This is a genomic window from Vibrio sp. S/42/10 (assembly GCF_029890535.1).
Taxonomy (GTDB): Bacteria; Pseudomonadota; Gammaproteobacteria; order Enterobacterales; family Vibrionaceae; genus Vibrio; species Vibrio cyclitrophicus.
The window spans coordinates 445869-468359 of sequence record NZ_JAKMZC010000001.1; the positions used below are offsets into that span (position 1 = coordinate 445869).

Below are 22491 nucleotides of genomic sequence, written 5' to 3' on the forward strand. Positions count from 1 at the left end.
CCTGCTCAACCATTAAACAAATTCACACGTTTTTTTTGCGGATACCTGCTTTGCACAAAAGCAGTACTTTGGACAGGATTTTAATGGACATGACCCTCACATTCGAATGCTCTCTTCGCACATGAAACACCTCCCCTACTCTCGTAAGTCAACGCACTTCGAAAAACTAATTTCTATCTGGTTGCCGCCACTCAGCAACCTGAATTTTCAGCTGCGCTTCCCTAAGTCTGTTTCAGATTTTCTTTCTATAGCTTTAAAAGCGCAGCCTCAAAACACGACATCACTTTCTGTGATTTCTAGTGGAGACTCATAATGAGCCAACCCGAGACAAATACACCGGAACCAGTCGACGATTCTCGACTGAATAAACGCCTTAAAGATATGCCTGTCGCTATCGTTGGTATGGCGAGCATGTTTGCAAACTCTCGCTACCTGAATAAATTTTGGGATCTTATCAGCGAAAAGATCGATGCGATTACTGAAGTACCAGATACGCACTGGCGTCCAGAAGATTACTACGATTCAGATCGTACTACGCCAGACAAGTCTTACTGTAAGCGCGGTGGTTTCATCCCAGAAGTAGACTTCAACCCAATGGAGTTCGGCCTTCCGCCAAATATCCTAGAACTGACAGACACTTCACAGCTGCTTTCTCTGATCGTTGCTAAAGAAGTACTTGAAGATGCCAAGCTGCCTGAAGGCTACGATCGCGATAAGATCGGTATCACGCTCGGTGTTGGTGGTGGTCAAAAGATCGCTCAAAGCCTAAATGCACGTCTTCAATACCCTGTTTTGAAAAAAGTCTTCAAGAGCAGTGGTATCAGCGACGACGACAGCGAAATGCTGATCAAAAAATTCCAAGACCAATACATCCACTGGGAAGAGAACTCCTTCCCTGGTTCATTGGGTAACGTAATTTCAGGTCGCATTGCTAACCGCTTTGACCTTGGTGGCATCAACTGTGTGGTAGATGCTGCGTGTGCAGGTTCTCTAGCCGCAATGCGTATGGCTCTAAGTGAGCTGGTTGAAGGCCGCAGTGAAATGATGATCACAGGTGGTGTGTGTACTGATAACTCGCCAACCATGTACATGAGCTTCTCTAAAACACCTGCGTTTACCACCAATGAAACCATTCAACCTTTCGACATCGACTCAAAAGGCATGATGATTGGTGAAGGTATTGGCATGGTTGCTCTTAAGCGCCTTGAAGATGCAGAGCGCGATGGCGACAGAATCTATTCCGTAATCAAAGGTGTCGGTTCTTCTTCAGACGGCAAGTTCAAAAGTATTTACGCGCCTCGCCCTGAAGGACAAGCAAAAGCTCTGAAACGTGCTTACGATGATGCTGGTTTCGCACCACACACACTTGGTCTTTTAGAAGCGCACGGCACAGGTACAGCAGCAGGCGATGTGGCTGAATTTGGTGGCTTAAACTCGGTATTCAGTGAGAACAATGAAGAGAAGCAACACATTGCGTTAGGCTCTGTGAAATCTCAAATTGGTCACACTAAATCAACCGCGGGTACTGCAGGTTTAATCAAAGCTGCATTAGCACTGCACCACAAAGTACTGCCGCCAACGATCAACGTATCGGCTCCGAATCCTAAGTTGGATATCGAGAACTCACCGTTCTACCTAAACACACAAACACGTCCTTGGATGAAACGTGTCGACGGCACACCGCGCCGTGCAGGCATCAGCTCGTTTGGATTTGGTGGCACGAACTTCCATGTGGTGTTGGAAGAGTACACGCCAGAACACGCTCGCGGTGACAAATACCGTCAACGCCAAGTACCGCAAACTCTGCTATTCAGCGCGGAATCTCGTCAAGCACTGATCAATGAGCTCAAGCAGGTTTCAACTCAAGCTGCAGATGCCGCGTTCAAGCTAGAAGCGGTTGCTGAGCAGTACGCTCTACGCGAAGTAGACGCTAAGCATGCTCGCCTTGGTTTAGTTGTCACTGACCAAGCAGACCTTCAAGCGCAACTGACTCAGGCTGTTTCTATGCTTGAGAGCCAAACCAAAGCACATTGGCAAATGCCAAACGGCACTAGCTACCGTGAGTCGGCACTGATTGCTGAAAACGGCGCAGGTAAAGTGGCAGCGCTATTTGCAGGTCAAGGTTCGCAATACCTAAACATGGGTCGCGAGCTTGCTTGTCACTACCCTGAGATGCGCCAACAGCTTGCTCAAGCGGATCAAGTATTTGGTCAGCACAAGAAAACGGCTCTGTCGCAAATTCTGTTCCCAATTCCAACCTTCACACCAGAAGCAACCAAAGCGCAAGAAGCGGTACTTACCAACACGGCCAATGCTCAAAGTGCGATTGGTACTGTGTCTATGGGTCAGTTCGACATCATGACTCAAGCTGGCTTCAAAGCAGACATGGTCGCAGGCCACAGCTTTGGTGAGCTAAGCGCGTTATGTGCATCGGGTGTTATCTCGCAAGACGATTACTACCAGCTAGCTTTCGCTCGTGGCGATGCTATGGCGGCGACACCAGAACAAGGCGACAGCGGTACTATGTTTGCGGTCATCTTAGACGCAGACAAACTTCCAGCCGTTGAAAGCTGCATCAGCCAATTCGAAGGCGTGAGCATTGCCAACTACAACGCTCCGACTCAACTGGTTATTGCAGGTCCAACTGCGACGGTTCAACAAGCAGCACAAGCGCTAACAGAACAAGGCTTCAAAGCGATTGCTCTGCCAGTATCTGGCGCTTTCCACACACCACTTGTTGCTCACGCTCAAAAACCATTTGCTGCTGCAATTGATAAAGCTTCATTCAGCGCTCCAACGCTGCCGCTTTACTCGAACGCAACGGGCAAACTACACAGCAAAGACGCGAAAGCGATTAAGAAAGCGTTCAAGCAACACATGCTGCAATCGGTTCGTTTCAGCGAGCAAATTGAAGCGATGTATGAAGCCGGTGCGCGTGTATTCGTTGAGTTCGGTCCGAAAAACATTCTTCAAAAGCTGGTTGAGAAAACATTGGCTGATAAGAACGAAGAGCTTTACGCAATCAGCATCAACCCAAGCCCTAAAGGCGACAGTGACCAACAGCTTCGTTTAGCTGCAGTTCAACTGTGCGTGGCAGGTGTTTCATTAGACAACATTGACCCTTACCAAGCTGACATTGCTGAACCTGCGAAGGCATCACCAATGAACATCAAGCTGAATGCAACCAACTACATCAGCCCTGCTACTCGTAAGAAAATGGATCAATCATTGGCTTCGGGCAACGTCACCGAAAAGACTGAGATTGTTGAAGTGAAAGTTGAAGTCGAGAAAATCGTGGAAAAAGAAGTGATCAAAACAGAAATCGTTGAAGTACCTGTGGCTGCTCCTCAAGCTTCAAATGTACAACAGTCAGCTGCTCTAGCACCAAGCGCACAAGTAGCAACAACAGCTCAGCAGCCTCAAGTGGTTCAAACAGCCCCGTCTAACGTAACGGTTGATGAATCTTCATTGCAGTCGTTCTTCAATGCTCAACAACAAGCAGCAGAAGTACATCAGCAGTTCTTGGCGATTCCTCAGCAATACGGTGACACATTCAACACCTTAATGTCTGAGCAAGCGAAAATGGCAACGGCAGGCGTAGCAATTCCTGAGAACCTTCAGCGTTCTATGGAAATGTTCCACCAGCACCAAGCTGAAACGCTAAAAGCTCACGCTCATTACCTAGAGATGCAAGCACACAGCAACAGCTCTGCACTTAACATGCTGACGCAAGGTTCAGTACAAACAGCGCAACCAACCTTCGTTGCGCCAGTAAATGCTCAACCATCAATTGAAGCACCAGCTACTCCAACTACTTCAGCAGCTATCGTTCAACAGCCTGTAGCTCAAGTACAAGCGACTCCTGTACAAGCTCAGTCTGTTCAAGCAGCACCAGTTCAAAATACAACAGCTCAGCAAGCTCCAGTCCAGAAAGCCGTTCCTGCACCACAAGTAGCCGCTCAAGCAGCAGCACCGGTTGCAGCTCAGCCTGTGCCAGTTAAAGCACAACCAGCTCCTGTGGCTGCACCAGTAGCAGTACAATCAGCAGATGCTGAAAAAGTGATGCTAGAAGTGGTCGCCGAGAAAACGGGTTACCCAACGGAGATGCTTGATCTAGAAATGGACATGGAAGCAGACCTTGGTATCGACTCAATCAAGCGCGTAGAGATCCTTGGTACCGTTCAAGACGAAATGCCAAACCTACCTGAGCTGAACCCTGAAGATTTAGCTGAGTGTCGTACTCTTGGCGAAATCGTTACTTACATGAACAGCAAGATGCCTTCTGGAGTTTCAACTAATGAAGCTGCACCAGTTCAAGCAGCTGCCGTAGTTAATGGTCTTGATGCAAAAATCGTTCAACAAACCATGCTAGAAGTGGTTGCTGAGAAGACAGGTTACCCAACGGAAATGCTTGATCTAGAAATGGATATGGAAGCAGACCTTGGTATCGATTCAATCAAGCGTGTTGAGATTCTTGGTACGGTTCAAGATGAACTGCCTACTCTTCCAGAGCTAAACCCTGAAGACTTAGCTGAGTGTCGTACTCTTGGCGAAATCGTTGCTTACATGAACAGCAAGCTTCCGGCTTCTGCTCCAGTCTCTTCACAAGCACCAGTAGTTGCTCCGGCAACAGCTAGCAATGGTCTAGATGCGGCTGTCGTTCAAAAAACCATGTTAGAAGTAGTGGCAGAGAAGACGGGCTACCCGACTGAAATGCTAGACCTAGCAATGGACATGGAAGCTGACCTTGGTATCGACTCAATCAAACGTGTTGAAATTCTAGGTACAGTTCAAGACGAGCTACCGACTCTTCCAGAGCTAAACCCTGAAGACTTAGCTGAATGTCGCACTCTGGGCGAAATCGTAGCCTACATGAACAGTAAGCTTCCAGCTTCTGCTCCAGTAGCGGCTCAAGCATCTGCACCAGCGCAAGCAGTATCAAACAGTTTAAACGCAGAACAAGTTCAAAGCACAATGCTGAGTGTAGTGGCTGATAAAACAGGCTACCCAACAGAAATGCTCGACCTAGCAATGGACATGGAAGCAGACCTTGGCATCGACTCAATCAAACGTGTTGAGATCCTTGGAACAGTTCAAGACCAGCTACCAACATTGCCAGAGCTAAACCCTGAAGACCTAGCTGAGTGTCGTACTCTGGGTGAAATCGTTGACTACATGAACAGCAAGTTAGCTCCTAGTTCGGAAGCAGCGACAGTAGCTCCTGCTGCAGAAGTAGAGGCAATTGTAGAAAGCGCAAGCAACGACCTAAACCCTGCTCACGTTCAATCAACAATGATGGAAGTGGTTGCCGACAAAACAGGCTACCCAGCAGAAATGCTCGACCTAGCGATGGACATGGAAGCAGACCTTGGTATCGACTCAATCAAACGCGTTGAGATCTTGGGTACGGTTCAAGACCAGCTACCAACGCTGCCAGAGCTAAACCCTGAAGACCTAGCTGAGTGTCGTACGCTTGGTGAAATCGTTACTTACATGCAAAGCAAGCTATCCGCTGCTGCACCCGTAGCGACTCCAAAAGCTGAATCAGTAACGCCTATCGCAGAAACAGCGACAGCGGAACTTCCTCCACACAATGAGGTGGCGCTAAAAAAGCTACCAGCGGCAGATAAACTCGTCGATTGTTTCTCAAAAGACGCTTGTGTCGTGATCACAGATGATGGTCACAACGCTGGTGTTCTAGCAGAAAAGTTGACCGCTAACGGCATTCAAGTTGCTGTAGTGCGTAGTGCTCTTTCTGCCGCGTCACCTTTAAACAGTGAAATCGCAAGCTACACACTCAACAGCGTTGATGATGCTGGTGTGACTTCGGTTATTAAAGACATCGAAGCAGACCTTAAAACGTCGAACAAAGTGATTGCTGGCTTCATTCACCTACAAACTATCGTTGATGCAAAACAAAGCAACGAGCAAGCGGTTAACTTGAATGTAGACTCAAGAGCTTCACTGACGACAGCGTTCTTATTCGCCAAGCACCTAAATGGCCAACTGAATGCGATTTCTGGTCGCAGCGTGTTCTTCACACTAAGCCGTATCGATGGTGGCTTTGGTTACCTGGATGCTAAGCAACTAGCGAATGCAGAACTTAACCAAGCCGCATTGTCTGGTCTCACTAAGACACTAAGCCATGAATGGTCAAACGTGTTCTGCCGTGCATTGGATGCTGACGCTTCTATTGATGCTCGTCACCTAGCTGAAGCTATCACAGGTGAACTGTTCGATATCGATACCAACACGGTTGAAATCGGCCTTAGCCATGCGGAAAACGGTGAATCTGGTCGTGCAACATTGATTGCAGCAACACCAGGAGCTGCACAAACGAAGAACACAGGCGCTCAACTCACCAAGAGCGACAAAGTTCTCGTGACGGGTGGCGCTAAAGGCGTGACGTTTGAATGTGCACTCACGCTTGCTAAGCAATGTAAGTCTCATTTCATTCTTGCAGGTCGTAGTAAGCATATTACTTCAGCTGAGCTACCTCAGTGGGCACAGGGCAAGCAAGAGAAAGAGCTAAAACCAGCGGCTATCGCTCACCTACAAGCAACAGGTGACAAACCAACGCCTAAGAAAGTTGATACCTTGCTAAAACCTGTATTGAGCAGCCTTGAAATCAACGCAGCACTTGCCGCTTTCAACGAGATTGGCGCGAGCGCTGAATACCTAAGCCTAGATGTATCGAACCATGAGTCAGTAGCGAAAACGCTGGCGAATTTCGAAGGCATCACAGGTCTTATCCACGGCGCTGGTGTACTGGCTGACAAACACATTCAAGACAAAACACTTGATGAACTGAACATGGTTTACGGCACGAAAGTGGGCGGACTAGAAGCGGTTCTTGGTGCTCTTGATTGCAGCAAGCTAAAACTGATTGCGATGTTCTCTTCGGCGGCGGGTTTCTACGGAAACACAGGTCAAAGTGATTACTCGATGTCTAACGAGATCCTAAACAAAGCGGCTCTACAACTATCTGTTCGTAACCCTCAAGCGAAAGTGATGAGCTTCAACTGGGGACCGTGGGACGGTGGCATGGTCAACGCAGCACTGAAACGTATGTTCACAGAGCGCGGTGTTTACGTGATTCCTCTTCAGGCGGGTGCAGAGCTATTTAGTTCTCAACTACTGAACGAAACTGGCATTCAACTGCTGGTTGGTACGAGCATGCAAGGTTCTGACAACAAGGAAGCTGCTGTAAAAAAGCTTAATGCGGAGTCTGTGCATCTTGCAAAGAGTCCGCTGAATACAAGCATCACTGTGACACGTCATCTTGATCCAAAGGCATTGCCTTTCATTCAAGATCACTGCATTGCCGGTAACCCTGTGTTACCGACAGTGTGTGCCATCCAATGGATGCGTGAAGTGGCAGAGCAACTGTTAGGGGTGAACGTTAGCGTTCACAACTACAAACTGCTTAAGGGTGTGATTTTTGATACCGATGAAGTGCAAGAGCTGAAACTGGTTCTTTCTTCTGACGCTAAATCAAAAGATCAGCTAAAAGCGGTGATCAGTTGCCAAGGGCGACCACAGTATCAAGCTCAGTTGCAAGTGGCCTCTGTGCAAGTCTCTGAAGATGTTCAACAAGCGTCAGTAAAACGCTTTGAGGCCAACACTTCAGCACCTGTAACAACGGCACAAGCTCTATACAGTGACGGCACTCTGTTTCATGGACCAAGATTGCAAGGTATTACCTCAGTCGAACGCTTTGACGACTTAGGTTTATTGGCTCAATGCCAGTTGCCTCAGATTGAAAACAGCGACTGCGGATCATTTATTCCTAAGCAAGGCTTTGGCGATAGCCAACCATTTGCTGAAGATTATCTGTTACAAGCAATGCTGGTATGGGCTCGATTGAAATACGGCGCGGCAAGCCTACCGTCTGCAATCGGTGAGTTTATTTGTTACACACCGATGCACGATGGTGACCAAGGTTGGCTAGAGCTGAGCGTGATAAAAAGCACGGCTCGTTCGCTGCAAGCTGATATCTCGCTTTACCACCAAGATGGTCGTTTAAGCGCAGTAATGAAAGGTGCAAAAGTCACCATCAGCAAGAGCTTAAACGACGCATTTTTGCCGAAGTCTAGCTCAGCAGTATCGAAGAAAGAAGCGACTAAGAACCCAGAAAAGGAGCAATTGTCATAGTGACTGTTCCTTCTAATAAAGCGATGCCATTACGCATCGCTCTTTTAGCTCAGCCAGCAAATGCGGCTGAGCTTTCTGCCGACTTATTCCCCTCGTTCCCAGACATAATGACTGTTGTGGTTGATGGCAATTTTAATCAAGCACTTACTCAAGCGATTGAGGCAGTCAATCAAGGCAGTATGGTTAAGCTTTGTTTGGATTCTCACTCACCATCATTGTTGATGTTGAGTGCGCTGATCGCTGCTCAGAATAAGATTCACCCACACGCGAATTTAGCGGGCTTTGTCGAAGCTCTCGATCTAAATAATGGAGATAGCGTTCAGCTTGCTCTAGAGATGTCACGCCGCCCCGCTTCAGACTTAAGCCATCAACAACAATATTCTGCACTTTCTGCTTCGCAGCAGTTTGATGAGTTGTTGAATATAGTTGAGGCGATATCGAGCCGTTCATTGCCGAGCTATTCATTACCGAGCAATTACTGGTTCACTGAGCCGAACAAAGCACGTGTTGCTGCGTTAACCTTCAGCGAAAAAAACAAGAAACCCACCAGCCTGATATTGACTCAAGCAACCGGTTTGCAAGAACCAAAGCCACTGCTATCCAGCGAACGTTTGATGTTTGTGGTTTCTGGCAATGACCAAGTTGAATTGGTTTCTAAGTTAACCTCGTTAAGAGAAGAGCTTAAATGCATTAGCGATTCTGCGGACAGCGAACTTGCTATCGCCAACTTGATGCATTCAAACCTAAGCCACTTCCAAAGCGTTCAGCACAATGCTGGCGTTGGTGCGAACATCGTGATTCAAGCGGCTTCAATTGAGGCTGCAATACAAGAGATCACTGCGCTAGAAAATGCGTTGCCAAAAGTAATGGCTGACAATAGCCAATACAAAACGCCAGCGGGCAGTTGTTTCTCACCGAAGCCTCAAAGCAAAGGTGGCGTTACATTTGTTTACCCTGGTGTTGGCACGGTTTATCCCGGTATGTTGCGCGAATTTCACCACCATTTCCCACAGTTATTTGCTCGCTTAGAACGCGAAGGTAACTTGAAAGAGATGCTACAGGCTGAAAAAACCTACGCTGACGACGCGCAAGAAATGTCGCTCAGTGAACTGGCAATTGGCGGTGTCGGCAGTAGTTATCTGTTAACACAACTGCTATGTGATGAATTCAAAGTACAGCCAGATTTCGCTTTGGGTTACTCCAAGGGTGAAGCATCCATGTGGGCGAGCTTAAATGTTTGGAAAAACCCACATGCGCTGATTGAGATGACTCAAACTAGCCCTATTTTCACGACGGCTATTTCTGGTGAACTCACAGCCGTGCGTCAAGATTGGCAGCTGAACGACGACGAAAGCATCCAATGGAACAGCTTTGTGGTTCGCAGTGATGCGCAAGCGATTGAGGCTCTGTTACCAGAGTTTCCGCGTGCTTATCTCGCTATCATCCAAGGTGATACTTGCGTGCTAGCAGGTTGTGAAAGCTCATGTCGTGCATTGCTCAAGAAACTGGGTAAACGTGGCATTGCCGCTAACCGTGTTACTGCAATGCACACCACGCCAGCGTTGAGCCAGCATAGCCAAGTGCAAGAGTTTTACACGCAACCACTGTTCGACGAGTTGCCAAAGCATATCCGCTTTATCAGCGCAGCAGGTCTACCGACTGGCGCACCAATCAATATCGACAGCGACAGCATCGCCCTTTCGATTGCCGACACTTTCTGTTCAACGCTGGATTTCACCGCGTTGATCCAGAGTGCACGTCAACAAGGTGCTCGCCTGTTTGTAGAAGTCGGTGCCGATCGTCAAACTAGCACATTGATCGACAAGATCAATCGTAGCGACAACGTAGCCGACCAATACTGCACAATCGCTTCCAATGCCAAAGGTGGTGACGATATTGTCACGCTCATCAAGTGCATTGGTCAGCTCATTACTCATCAAATTCCATTGTCTGTCGAGCCAATTATTCAAGGGCTAGAACAACAGGTCACCGCCGCTAAGCAATTAAGTGGTGTATCTCAAGGCAGCGCAGTGAATCATCAAGGAGAGCTAGTATGAGTTCTCAATCGAAGCCATCTCAAGATCAAGCTCAGGCTCAAGCTAAGAATAAGCAGCAAGTGAAGTGCAATAAGATCGCGATTGTTGGTATTGCTAACCAATACCCAGAAGCGGATACACCAAAAGACTTTTGGCAAAACTTGCTGAATAAAAAAGATTCTCGGACCACATTAAGCGCTGAAAAGTTAGGTGCTAAGCCTGAAAGCTATCAGGGTGTGCAAGGTGAATCAGACCGCTTTTACTGTGACAAAGGCGGCTACATCGAAAACTTCAATTTCGATAGCAATGGCTACCGCTTAACAGCAGAATCGTTCAACGGTGTTGACCAGAGTTTCCTATGGGCTTTGGATACCAGCCGTAAGGCGTTAGTCGACGCAGGCATTGATCTGAATTCCGATGTTTTAGAGCGTACCGGCGTGATCATGGGTGCCCTTTCGTTCCCAACTACACGCTCAAACGACCTGTTTCTGCCGATGTATCACTCGGTGGTCGAAAAAGCACTGAAAGATAAATTAGCTAATGACCAGTTTTCACTGCTACCAACCAATGAAACCGCGCAAGACCTCAACCCTATCAATGGTGCTGCAGCACATAATTCCTCTAAGTTAGTGGCTGATGCATTGGGTCTAGGCAACGTGCAACTTAGCCTAGACGCGGCATGTGCAAGCTCAGTGTATTCATTGAAGTTAGCCTGTGATTACTTGAATACGGGCAAGGCCGACATGATGTTGGCAGGCGCGGTATCCGGTGCTGACCCATTCTTTATCAACATGGGTTTTTCCATTTTCCACGCTTACCCTGACCACGGTGTGTCGGTTCCGTTTGATAGCAACAGTAAAGGTCTATTTGCTGGCGAAGGTGCCGGTGTTTTAGTCCTAAAACGCTTAGCTGATGCAGAGCGTGATGGCGACAACATTTACGCAGTCGTCAGCGGTATTGGCTTGTCGAACGATGGTCGTGGTCAGTTCGTATTAAGCCCAAATAGCAAAGGGCAAGTCCAAGCCTTTGAACGCGCTTACGAAGCATCAAACCTAACACCAGACAGCATTGAGGTGATTGAGTGTCACGCAACCGGCACACCATTAGGTGACAAGGTTGAGTTAACCTCAATGGAGCGTTTCTTTGCTGACAAATTGAATGGTTCTAATCCGCCATTGATTGGCTCTGCGAAGTCCAACCTCGGTCACTTGCTGACTGCAGCCGGCATGCCGGGGATCATGAAGATGATCTTTGCGATGAAAGAAGGAGTGCTTCCTCCAAGTATTAATTTGGACAAGCCACTATCGTCGCCAGAAGGTTTATTTGGTTCACAGACCCTGCCAACGCAGGTTCAACCTTGGCCAAGTAAAGCGGGCAACCCAGAGCGCTGTGCGGGTGTTTCTGTATTTGGTTTCGGTGGTTGTAATGCTCACTTACTGCTTGAAGCGTATTCAGACACCAGTCATGTAAACCAGACTCTAGAGTCAGCATCTCCAAGCCTACAGCCGTCTAATTTAAGCATTACTGGTCTCGCGTCTCACTTCGGTTCTCTGCAAAGTATCAAGACGCTAAGCACTGCGATTGAGACCAACAACGATGCTTTCATTGCTTTGCCTAAGAAACGCTGGAAAGGCTTAGATCAACATCTAGAACTACTGAATCAGTTTGGTTTACATGGTATTCCAAACGGAGCGTACATCGATCAATTCGATCTCGATTTCCTACGCTTCAAAGTGCCGCCGAATGAAGATGACCGTTTGATCTCTCAGCAGTTGCTACTGATGAAAGTTGCAGACGAAGCCATCAAAGACGCCAAGCTCGTGGCAGGCCAAAAGGTTGCAGTACTGGTAGCGATGGAAACAGAGCTTGAAATGCACCAATTCCGTGGACGCGTAAACCTGCATAGCCAATTGGCTGACAGCTTTACCAACATGGGGATTGAGCTAACACAAGATGAATACCAATCGCTAGAAACCATCGCGATGGACAGTGTGATGGACGCAGCCAAGCTGAACCAATACACCAGTTTCATTGGTAACATCATGGCTTCGCGTATCTCTTCACTGTGGGACTTTAACGGCCCTGCCTTTACGATTTCAGCCGCTGAACAGTCGGTTGCTCGTTGTATCGATGTCGCGCAAAACCTAATGTCGCAAGAATCAATGGACGCAGTCGTGATTGCAGCCGTTGACCTTAGTGGCAGTGCAGAACATGTGATTCTGAAGAACAGCGTCAGCCCAGTGTCACTTGCTCCAAAATTCGGACAACCGCAAGACGGTAGTTGGAATGTGGGCGAAGGCGCAGGTGCAATTGTTCTTGTTGAAGAAAGCCGAGTAGCGCGCAACCAAGACACTGCTTACGGCAGCATCAACGCATTGGCCTTTGGTTCAAGCGAGAATAACAACGCCGTGGCTGATGAGTTATTGACTCAAGTCGGTATGAGCTCGAACGATGTTTCTCTGCTTGAGCTTAACCATGCACCTGAATCTTCATTACATCAGTCTTCGTCATATCAGTCTTCGTCTCTAAGTTTAGCGAGCACAAGGACGACTCAAGCGAGTCTACGTGTTGGGCACTGCTCCGCAGCTTCTGGCATGGCAAGCCTGCTACACGGTCTGCTCAACCTGAACCTTGAGTCTCTGAATCCAAATGTCAGCTCTAAGAACGCGATTGTTGCCAACATCAGCGAAGGACAATGTTCACAGCTGCTAATAAGCCAGTCGAGTGTTGAATCTCAATCACTATCGGTTCGTTTAAGCAGTGAACTGGCGAGTGATGCTAAACGTCAATTGGTTAAGCAAGTGACTCTCGGTGGTCGCGATATCTATCAACATATTGCCCAGACTCCAGTGACTAACTTGGCTGCAATTAAGCAGAAAGCTTCTGGTAAACAAGCAGCAAGAGTGGCGTCGGTTCCAACGACAGCAAGCATTCAAGCAGCTCTTGTGCAAAAAGAGTTAGAGAAGAAAGCATTAGCGCAGAACGCGGTAGAGCCAGCAATCGAAACTCCTACATCAGTATCCCCTACTCTGGCGCCAACTCGCCACAGTCAGCTAACAGGTAACCACAGCAATATGACTCATGTCCTATCCGCTAAAAATGGCGTATCAAACATCAACGCTAATACGGATGCAGCATCACAGCCGTCTGTAACACCACACAACCAAGCTTTTGCTCAAAACCAGCAAGCAGCGCAGCAAGTGCACAAAGCATTCTTGCACACTCGTGCCCAAGGCATGCAGATGGCTGATGCACTATTAAAAGCACAGCTAAACGCCGTTACGTCTGGTTTAGAGAACAATGCCATTTCTCAACAAACGAATGGTCAACAAACATCAGTTCAGCCTGTTCAAGCTCAACCAGCTCAGGTTCAGTCAACACCAGTAAAACCTATCCGTAAGCCATGTATCTGGGATTATGATGATCTGGTTGAATACGCTGAAGGCGACATCGCCAACGTATTTGGCCCTGATTACGCGATCATCGATAGCTACTCGCGCCGCGTTCGCTTGCCAACTACCGACTACCTATTGGTATCTCGTGTAACCAAGCTCAACGCGACCGTCAACGAGTACAAGCCAAGCACAATGACTACCGAATACGACATTCCTGTTGATGCGCCGTACCTTGTTGATGGCCAGATCCCTTGGGCTGTTGCGGTAGAATCTGGTCAGTGTGACCTAATGCTGATCAGCTACTTAGGCATTGATTTTGAAAACAAAGGCGAGCGTGTTTATCGCCTGCTTGATTGTACGCTGACCTTCCTTGGCGACTTGCCTCGTGGTGGCGATACACTGCGTTACGATATCTCAATCAACAGCTTTGCTCGCAATGGCGACACGCTGCTGTTCTTCTTCTCGTACGAATGTTTCGTTGGCGACAAGATGATCCTGAAAATGGACAACGGTTGTGCGGGCTTCTTCACTGATGAAGAGCTAGCAGACGGCAAGGGTGTGATTCAGACTGAAGATGAAATCAAGGCGCGTAAGCTGGCAACTAAGCAACGCTTCGACCCTATGCTGCACTGCCCTAAAACTCAGTTTAACCACCAAGAGCTGCGCCACCTACTGACTGCAAACATCGCAGAGTGTTTTGGCCCAACTCACCAATCCAATAGCCACCAGCCTTCTTTGTGCTTCAGCTCAGAGAAGTTCATGATGATCGAAAAGGTTAGCCGTGTTGAACCACAAGGTGGCACATGGGGACTTGGTCTGATTGAAGGTCACAAACAGCTAGAGCCTGAGCACTGGTACTTCCCTTGTCACTTCAAAGATGACTCAGTAATGGCTGGATCTTTGATGGCAGAAGGTTGTGGTCAACTACTGCAATTCTTCATGATGCACCTTGGCATGCACACGCTTGTTCAAAATGGCCGTTTCCAACCGCTTGAAAATGCCCCTCAACAAGTACGTTGCCGTGGTCAAGTTCTACCACAATCGGCAGAACTGACTTACCGCATGGAAGTGACTGAGATTGGTCTAAGTCCTCGCCCATACGCGAAAGCTAACATCGATATTTTGCTCAACGGCAAAGTGATTGTTGATTTCCAAAACTTGGGTGTGATGATCAAAGAAGACGACGAATGTACCCGTTACCAGCCTTCTTTAGAGACGACTGAAACGGTTATCACAACACCTGCGTTGCAGAATGAAGTTCAGCACATTGCTCAAACGCCAGCAGTGAACCAACAGGCTTCAGCGAATGCACCACTCATGGCGCAAATTGAAGACCTAGCAACAGCGCCAAATAAAGGTGTGGTTCCTCTTCAACACGTTGAAGCTCCGGTAACGCCTGATTACCCAAACCGCACACCTGATACGGTTCCATTCACGCCTTATCACATGTTCGAATTCGCGACTGGTGATATTGAGAAATGTTTCGGTCCTGATTTCTCTATCTACCGCGGAATGATTCCACCACGTACTCCGTGTGGCGACCTACAGCTAACCACTCGTGTTGTTGAGATCGATGGCAAGCGTGGTGACTTCAAAAAGCCTTCATCATGTATCGCTGAATACGAAGTGCCAGAAAACGCATGGTACTTTGATGAAAACAGCCATCACACCTTGATGCCTTACTCGGTATTGATGGAAATTTCATTGCAGCCAAACGGCTTCATCTCAGGCTACATGGGCACCACTCTGGGCTTCCCAGGTGAAGAACTGTTTTTCCGTAACCTAGACGGCAGCGGCAAAATGCTGCGTAACGTCGATTTACGTGGCAAAACGATCACCAACGATTCTCGCCTGCTTTCAACCGTAATGATGGGCACCAACATCGTACAGAGCTTTAGCTTCAAACTGAGCACCGATGGCGTGCCGTTCTACCAAGGTACAGCGGTATTTGGTTACTTCAAAGGTGCAGCACTGAAAGACCAACTTGGTTTGGACAACGGTAAGGTGACCCACCCTTGGCACGTTGATAACAACCGTACACCGGATGTAAACATCAATCTGTTAGACAAAACGACGCGTTACTTCAATGCACCCGTTTCGGCTACTGGCCAAGTGCAAGAGCACTACAAATTGGCTGGCGGTCGCTTGAACTTTATCGATACGGTGCAGATCACCAGCGATGGTGGTAAAGACGGTCTGGGTTACCTATACGCTGAGCGTACGATTGACCCAAGCGATTGGTTCTTCCAGTTCCACTTCCATCAAGATCCGGTAATGCCAGGTTCTCTAGGTGTCGAAGCGATCATCGAACTGATGCAAACCTACGCTCTAAATAAAGATCTTGGTGCTGGCTTCCGCAATCCTAAGTTTGGTCAAATCCAATCTGAAGTGAAGTGGAAATACCGTGGTCAGATTAACCCTCTGAACAAACAGATGTCACTGGATGTACACATCACTGCAATCAAAGACGAAGACGGCAAACGCATCATCGTTGGCGACGCAAACCTGAGCAAAGATGGTCTGCGTATTTACGAAGTGAAAGACATCGCGATTTGTATCGAAGAAGCATAAGCCTGACAGAGAACTAGGAAAGAATTTAGTATGACAACTCAAACTACAATCAATAACGAAAAGCTATCTCCGTGGCCTTGGCAGATCGAAGAGAGCACAACTCGCTTTGATAACGCAGCAATGTCGACAATATTGAAAGACTTAAGCCTTGCTTGTTACGTCGTGAACCACCCAGAAAAAGGTTTAGGCGTAAGCCAAAAATCTGAGATTGCATCGGGCGATTCAGCAAGCTCAGCGAACAGCCAACCTGTTAGCGCCTTTGCTCCTGCTCTTGGTACACAAAGCCTAGGCGACGAAGATTTTCGCCGTTGTCATGGCGTGAAATACGCTTACTATGCAGGTGCAATGGCAAACGGTATTTCATCTGAAGAGTTGGTGATTGCGCTTGGTCAAGCTGGCATTCTTTGTTCATTTGGCGCCGCGGGCTTAATCCCGTCTCGCGTTGAGCAAGCGATCAACCGTATCCAAGCAGCACTGCCAAACGGCCCTTATGCGTTTAACCTGATTCATAGCCCAAGCGAACCCGCACTAGAGCGCGGCAGTGTAGAGCTGTTTTTGAAGCACAAAGTGAAAACGGTTGAGGCTTCTGCCTTCTTAGGTCTAACACCGCAAATCGTTCACTACCGTGCAGCTGGCCTTAGCCGTGATGCACAAGGTGAGATTCAGATTGGAAACAAGGTTATTGCTAAGGTAAGCCGTACTGAAGTCGCGAGTAAGTTCATGCAACCAGCTCCAGCTAAAATGCTGCAAGCTCTAGTTGATGAAGGTCGAATCACAGCAGAACAGATGGAACTGGCGCAGCTGGTTCCTATGGCTGATGACATTACCGCAGAAGCAGATTCTGGTGGTCACACCGATAACCGTCCACTGGTTACTCTACTGCCAACGATTCTTGCACTGAAAGAGCAAATCCAAGCACAGTACCAATTCAAAACTCCGCTACGTGTCGGTTGTGGTGGTGGCGTAGGTACGCCTGACGCTGCTCTAGCGACGTTTAACATGGGTGCTGCTTACATTGTTACCGGTTCAATCAACCAAGCGTGTGTTGAGGCTGGCGCGAGCGAACACACACGTAAGCTGCTTTCGACAACCGAAATGGCTGACGTGACTATGGCTCCGGCAGCAGACATGTTCGAAATGGGCGTGAAACTGCAAGTGGTTAAGCGTGGTACCTTGTTCCCAATGCGTGCAAACAAACTGTACGAACTTTACACTCGCTACGATTCAATTGAAGCGATTCCAGTAGAAGAGCGCCTGAAACTTGAGAAGCAAGTATTCCGTTCAACACTAGATGATATTTGGGCGGGGACTGTGGCGCACTTTAACGAGCGCGATCCTAAACAGATAGAACGCGCTGAAGGCAACCCAAAGCGTAAAATGGCGTTGATCTTCCGTTGGTACTTGGGTCTTTCTAGCCGTTGGTCAAACACCGGCGAACAAGGTCGTGAGATGGATTACCAAGTATGGGCTGGCCCTGCACTTGGCGCATTCAACGCATGGGCGAAAGACAGCTACCTAGATGATTACCAGCAGCGTAATGCAGTCGACCTAGCAAAACACCTAATGCACGGCGCAGCCTACTTGGCTCGTGTTAACCTGCTGACTTCGCAAGGTATCAAGCTTGATCCGGAACTAGCACGCTGGAAGCCGACGCAAAGAATGGCCTAGGCATTTCAATACAGCGTTAATTAAGCTCAACGAATAAAAAAAGCGACCTTAACGGGTCGCTTTTCTTTTGGTTATTCTTCTTAAACTAGCTAAGAGATTAAGATTTCTGCATACGCTTTTTCAGTCGAGCTAAGTCAATTTCACTAGAGCGAACAGTCAACTTAATACACTCGTAATCGTACTCTTCTTTAACCACACTCATGTTTGAGCGAATCTCACCGATGATGCCTTGGCCAGAATAAGGAATCGTGATCTCTTCTTCGATCATGCCCTCTTCTGCAACACCAACGATGTACTTGTGCAGTTTAGTGATATCTAGCGGATCACGAGTCGACGTTAGCATCGCATCTGGGAATTCTTCGATCAGCTCTAATTGCTGCTCTTCAGTCAATCTATCGCACTTATTCAGCACTAATAGTTTTTCGCTGCCTTCTACACCCACTTGAGCTAATACGTCGTGTACCACATCAAGCTGAGCTCGGAATGAAACGTCAGAAGCATCAACCACATAAAGCAGCAATGAAGCATCATGCGCTTCTGCTAGCGTTGAGTGGAATGAAGCAACCAGATCGTGTGGCAATTTCTTGATGAAACCAACGGTGTCTGAAACCAAGATACGCGGTTGAGTAATTGGTTGAAGTGCACGAACCGTAGTATCTAGTGTTGCGAACAGTTTATCTTCACCCACCACTTCGGTTGCGGTCATTGCACGCATCATCGAAGATTTACCGGCATTGGTGTAGCCAACTAAAGCAACAGTGAAAAGCTCCGCACGCCTTGTGCGTCGGGTCTTCATTTCATCTTGTACGCTTACTAGCTCACGCTTAAGCGCAGCAATTTGGTCACGTACGTTACGACGGTCTAGCTCAAGTGAAGTTTCACCGGCGCCCTGACCCATTTGACGCTCTTTATCACCCTCAGCCGTTTCACGCAGTCGCGGCACTAAGTAGTTTAGACGAGCGATATCGACTTGCAGACGAGCAGTACGAGTACGAGCGTGACGGCTGAAAATTTCGATGATGATACCAGTACGGTCAAATACTTCCACACCCAAACTCGCCTCAACAGTACGCATTTGAGATGGACTTAAATCACAGTCGAATACCACAACATCAGCGGCACCGTATTGGAAGTTGCCCGTTGGAAGATCATCAAAATCTAACTCATCGATTTCAGAATCAAACAAACCCGACTCATCAAGAAAGTCTTCATCTTCAGCTTCTTCAATAGAGCCTTGGTAACCAGTTAGATGTGCAATTTCGGCAAGCTTACCTGCACCCAACACATTCTGTCTTTGAGATGAACTGTGGTGTTGCGATTGTGTACCGACGACTTTAAACCCTAGGGTTGTCACTAAGCGAGCAAGTTCGGCAAGAGACTCTTTTGCTTCGTCACCTTTAAAATCCGGTGTCGTAATAGAAATAAGTAAAGCGTTATTCGCCGCTGGTTTTGCTGTTAGTTTCATGTATTCTTCTGTTTATGCACCAAGGTGCAACCTAGTTTTTGGTCTAAAGTAGTGTGATCCTACGCGTTTCTACGTCAGCTTTATAGAGCTAAGGGATACTAAATCAAGATATTATTGCAGTAGAAGCATATATATCGTTTATCCCTCTGTTTTTATAAGGGATAAAAAGCAAGTATAGACAACGAAAAAGGCAGCATCACATTACTTATTAGTAGTTGGTGATACTGCCTTTGATTTAGACATGAACTTTGATTGTTAAACTAACTCAGCAACTAGAAGTCGATTCTCGCTTCGGTTTGAGCATCGAAGAATACCGCCTTTGATAAATCAAAATGCAGCGGTGCCATTTGACCAACCGATACTTCAAACTCTGGCGACAAACGACACGCGACTTCTTGATCGTTCACTTTAACCATTGCGATGGTATCTGGCCCTGTCGGTTCCAGCACCTCCAGTTGTAAGTCTAGCTTTGTGGAGGCAGAAACATCATCACTTTCTTGCTCGGTAATGTGCTCAGGACGTAGCCCTATCACCAATTCCTTGCCATCTTGGTCGCGCATACTCTGTGGCAATCGAATGTGGTGTTCTTGTTCGGCAGTGCCCACAACCTTAATAATTGGATTCTGTTCCTCATCCAAATCCACCATGGTCTTAATGAAGTTCATTGATGGTGACCCCATAAAGCCCGCTACGAACATGTTGTTTGGCTTGGTGTAGATCTCTTGTGGAGTACCGAGTTGCTGCAGTTCACCGTCTTTCATTACTGCGATGCGATCTGCAAGAGTCATAGCTTCGATCTGATCATGGGTTACATAAACAATCGTGGTATTCAGCTTCTGGTGCAAACGTTTGATCTGGTGGCGCATTTCAACACGCAGCTTGGCATCCAAGTTAGAAAGCGGCTCATCAAACAGATACAGCTTAGGACGACGAGCCAAGGCACGCCCCATCGCGACACGTTGACGCTGACCACCAGAAAGTTGCGACGGTTTACGATCCAGCAACTGTTCGATTTGCAGCATTTCAGCCACTCGGTTTACTTCTGCATCGATCTCGTCCTGTGGCATCTTACGGATCTTCAAACCGAAAGCGATATTGCCGCGTACCGTCATGTTTGGATACAAGGCGTACGACTGGAATACCATCGCAATATCGCGATCTTTAGGTTCTACCTGCGCCACGTCTACACCATCAATTACAATCTCACCCGAGCTAATATTCTCGAGCCCAGCGATGGTGTTCATTAGGGTGGATTTCCCACACCCCGAAGGGCCGACAAGTATCAAAAATTCCCCCGAATCGATACTGATGTCGATGCCCTTTAACGTTTCGTTGTCCGCGTTGCGATAGGTTTTACGGATCTGTTTTAAATCTAATGTTGCCATGGGTAATTATCCTTTTACTGATCCTGCCGTTAGGCCACGAACAAAATATTTTCCTGCGAAGACGTACACCAACAGCGTTGGCAGTGCGGCGATGATCGCGGCAGCCATGTCGACGTTATATTCTTTAACGCCTGTGCTGGTGTTGACTAGGTTGTTTAATGCCACGGTGATCGGCTGAGTTTCTGAGCCCGAATACACCACCCCGAACAAGAAATCATTCCAGATTGCGGTGAACTGCCAGATCACCGTCACCATGATGATTGGCGTTGAGATCGGTAATAAGATCTTGAAGAAAATGGTAAAGAAGCCTGCACCATCCAGTTTTGCCGCTTTGATCAATTCATCAGGAATCGAGATATAGAAGTTACGGAAAAACAGGGTCGTAAACGCCATGCCGTAGATAACGTGCACGCTCACCAGACCAATGGTCGTGTTAGCCAAGCCCATCTTGCCAAGCATGGTTGCCATCGGCAGTAGCACCACTTGGAACGGAATGAAGCAACCAAACAACAGCAAGCTGAAGAACAGGTTCGAGCCTCGGAATTGCCATTTCGTCACTACATAACCATTGAATGCACCCAACAATGTTGAAATCGCAACCGCAGGAATCACCATTTGGAACGAGTTCCAGAAATAGCCTTTGATACCTTCACATTTCACTCCCGTACAGGCGGTATCCCACGCTTTATACCAAGCATCGAAAACCCACTCTTTCGGCAAGCTCATTAAGTTACCCGCCTTGATGTCAGGCAGAGTTTTGAATGACGTCAGCGCCATTACAAACAGTGGCATTAAATACACCAAGCAGAAGAAAAGCAGTGCTGAATAGATAAAGATTCGAGCAAAATTGATGTTATTCATCATGACTTTTTCTCCCTAAGTTCAGAGTAAAGATAAGGCACGAGAATCGCTAAGATACCAGCAAGCATCATCATGGCACTGGCAGCACCAAGGCCAATTTGTCCGCGAGTAAAGGAGTGGGCGTACATAAATAGCGCTGGAAGATCCGATGAATAACCCGGGCCACCCGCCGTCATTGCCGTCACAAGGTCAAAGCTCTTAATTGCAATGTGTGAGGTGATGATCACCGCACTGAAAACCACAGGTCGCAAGCAAGGTAAAATGATTTTGAGATAGATAGTGGGTAAGCTTGCCCCATCGATTTGAGCCGCTTTGATGATTGAAGAATCGATGCCACGCAGACCTGCTAAGAACATCGCCATCACGAATCCAGAAGACTGCCAAAGTGCTGCGATAACCAAGGTGTAAACGGACATTTCAGAATTGACGAGCCAATCGAATTTGAAGTCAGTAAAGCCCCAGTCTTGCATCAGCTTTTCAATGCCAAGACCCGGGTTAAGAATCCATTTCCACGCCGTACCCGTCACAATGAATGACAACGCCATTGGGTAGAGATAGATAGTACGAATCGCGCCTTCTTGGCGGATATTTTGGTCAAGCAACACAGCCAAACCAACACCTAACAAGATAGCAATCGCCATGAATAGAAAACCAAACACACCGAGGTTGGTGATTGAGGTGATCCAGCGATCGTTATCCATCAGCTTTTCATATTGGGTTAAACCAACGAAGTTAAAGCTCGGCAGAAATCGAGAGTTGGTGAACGACAAAGCTGCCGTCCAAAATATATAACCGTAGATACACACCACGGTCACTAACGCAGTTGGCGCCAGCACAATTTTAGGTAACCAATGTTGCAACCTGTCAGCAAAACTCGGTTTCGGTGCCGGCTGGCTCCTTGTGGGTTTTGGAGTCGACTCAGTCAAAACATGCTCCATAACTTATCCTTGTTGCAC

At 47.6% G+C, this 22491-nt stretch carries 9 protein-coding genes; 5 read left to right on the plus strand and 4 right to left on the minus strand.

Annotation, left to right across the window (positions count from 1 at the left end; translation table 11 throughout):
- The first annotated feature begins 121 nt into the window (after positions 1-121).
- The 5 genes from L8S15_RS21815 to pfaD are packed head-to-tail and all read left to right on the plus strand — an operon-like array spanning position 122 to position 17824.
- Positions 122-313, plus strand: a complete 192-nt coding sequence (locus L8S15_RS21815; protein ID WP_017098773.1) for a hypothetical protein — start codon at positions 122-124, stop codon at positions 311-313.
- Positions 313-8154 (plus strand): type I polyketide synthase, encoded by a 7842-nt coding sequence (locus tag L8S15_RS02040; RefSeq protein ID WP_280571937.1) that lies wholly within the window; start codon positions 313-315, stop codon positions 8152-8154. The genes L8S15_RS21815 and L8S15_RS02040 overlap by 1 nt, the downstream gene beginning before the upstream one ends.
- Entirely contained in the window at positions 8154-10211 is a 2058-nt protein-coding gene (locus L8S15_RS02045; RefSeq protein ID WP_280571938.1) for a PfaB family protein, read from the plus strand. The genes L8S15_RS02040 and L8S15_RS02045 overlap by 1 nt, the downstream gene beginning before the upstream one ends.
- Complete coding sequence (locus tag L8S15_RS02050; protein ID WP_280571939.1) at positions 10208-16156, plus strand: beta-ketoacyl synthase N-terminal-like domain-containing protein; 5949 nt, start codon at positions 10208-10210, stop codon at positions 16154-16156. The genes L8S15_RS02045 and L8S15_RS02050 overlap by 4 nt, the downstream gene beginning before the upstream one ends.
- A 30-nt stretch (positions 16157-16186) precedes the next feature.
- Entirely contained in the window at positions 16187-17824 is a 1638-nt protein-coding gene (pfaD, locus tag L8S15_RS02055; RefSeq protein WP_010439468.1) for an eicosapentaenoate synthase subunit PfaD, read from the plus strand.
- A gap of 97 nt (positions 17825-17921) precedes the next feature.
- Here the strand turns inward: pfaD and hflX are convergent, their stop codons facing one another.
- The 4 genes from hflX to L8S15_RS02075 all read right to left on the minus strand — a co-directional run bounded on the left by hflX (position 17922) and on the right by L8S15_RS02075 (position 22473).
- Entirely contained in the window at positions 17922-19289 is a 1368-nt protein-coding gene (gene hflX / locus L8S15_RS02060; protein ID WP_010439465.1) for a GTPase HflX, read from the minus strand.
- 272 nt (positions 19290-19561) lie between these two features.
- Positions 19562-20674, minus strand: coding sequence for a sn-glycerol-3-phosphate ABC transporter ATP-binding protein UgpC (gene ugpC / locus L8S15_RS02065; RefSeq protein WP_010439463.1), 1113 nt, complete (start codon positions 20672-20674; stop codon positions 19562-19564).
- A 6-nt stretch (positions 20675-20680) separates the two neighbouring features.
- A complete protein-coding gene (locus tag L8S15_RS02070) occupies positions 20681-21538 on the minus strand; it encodes a carbohydrate ABC transporter permease (RefSeq protein ID WP_016768912.1) in 858 nt (285 codons plus the stop codon).
- Positions 21535-22473, minus strand: a complete 939-nt coding sequence (locus L8S15_RS02075) for a sugar ABC transporter permease (RefSeq protein ID WP_010439457.1) — start codon at positions 22471-22473, stop codon at positions 21535-21537. The genes L8S15_RS02070 and L8S15_RS02075 overlap by 4 nt, the downstream gene beginning before the upstream one ends.
- Between the last annotated feature and the right edge of the window lie 18 nt (positions 22474-22491).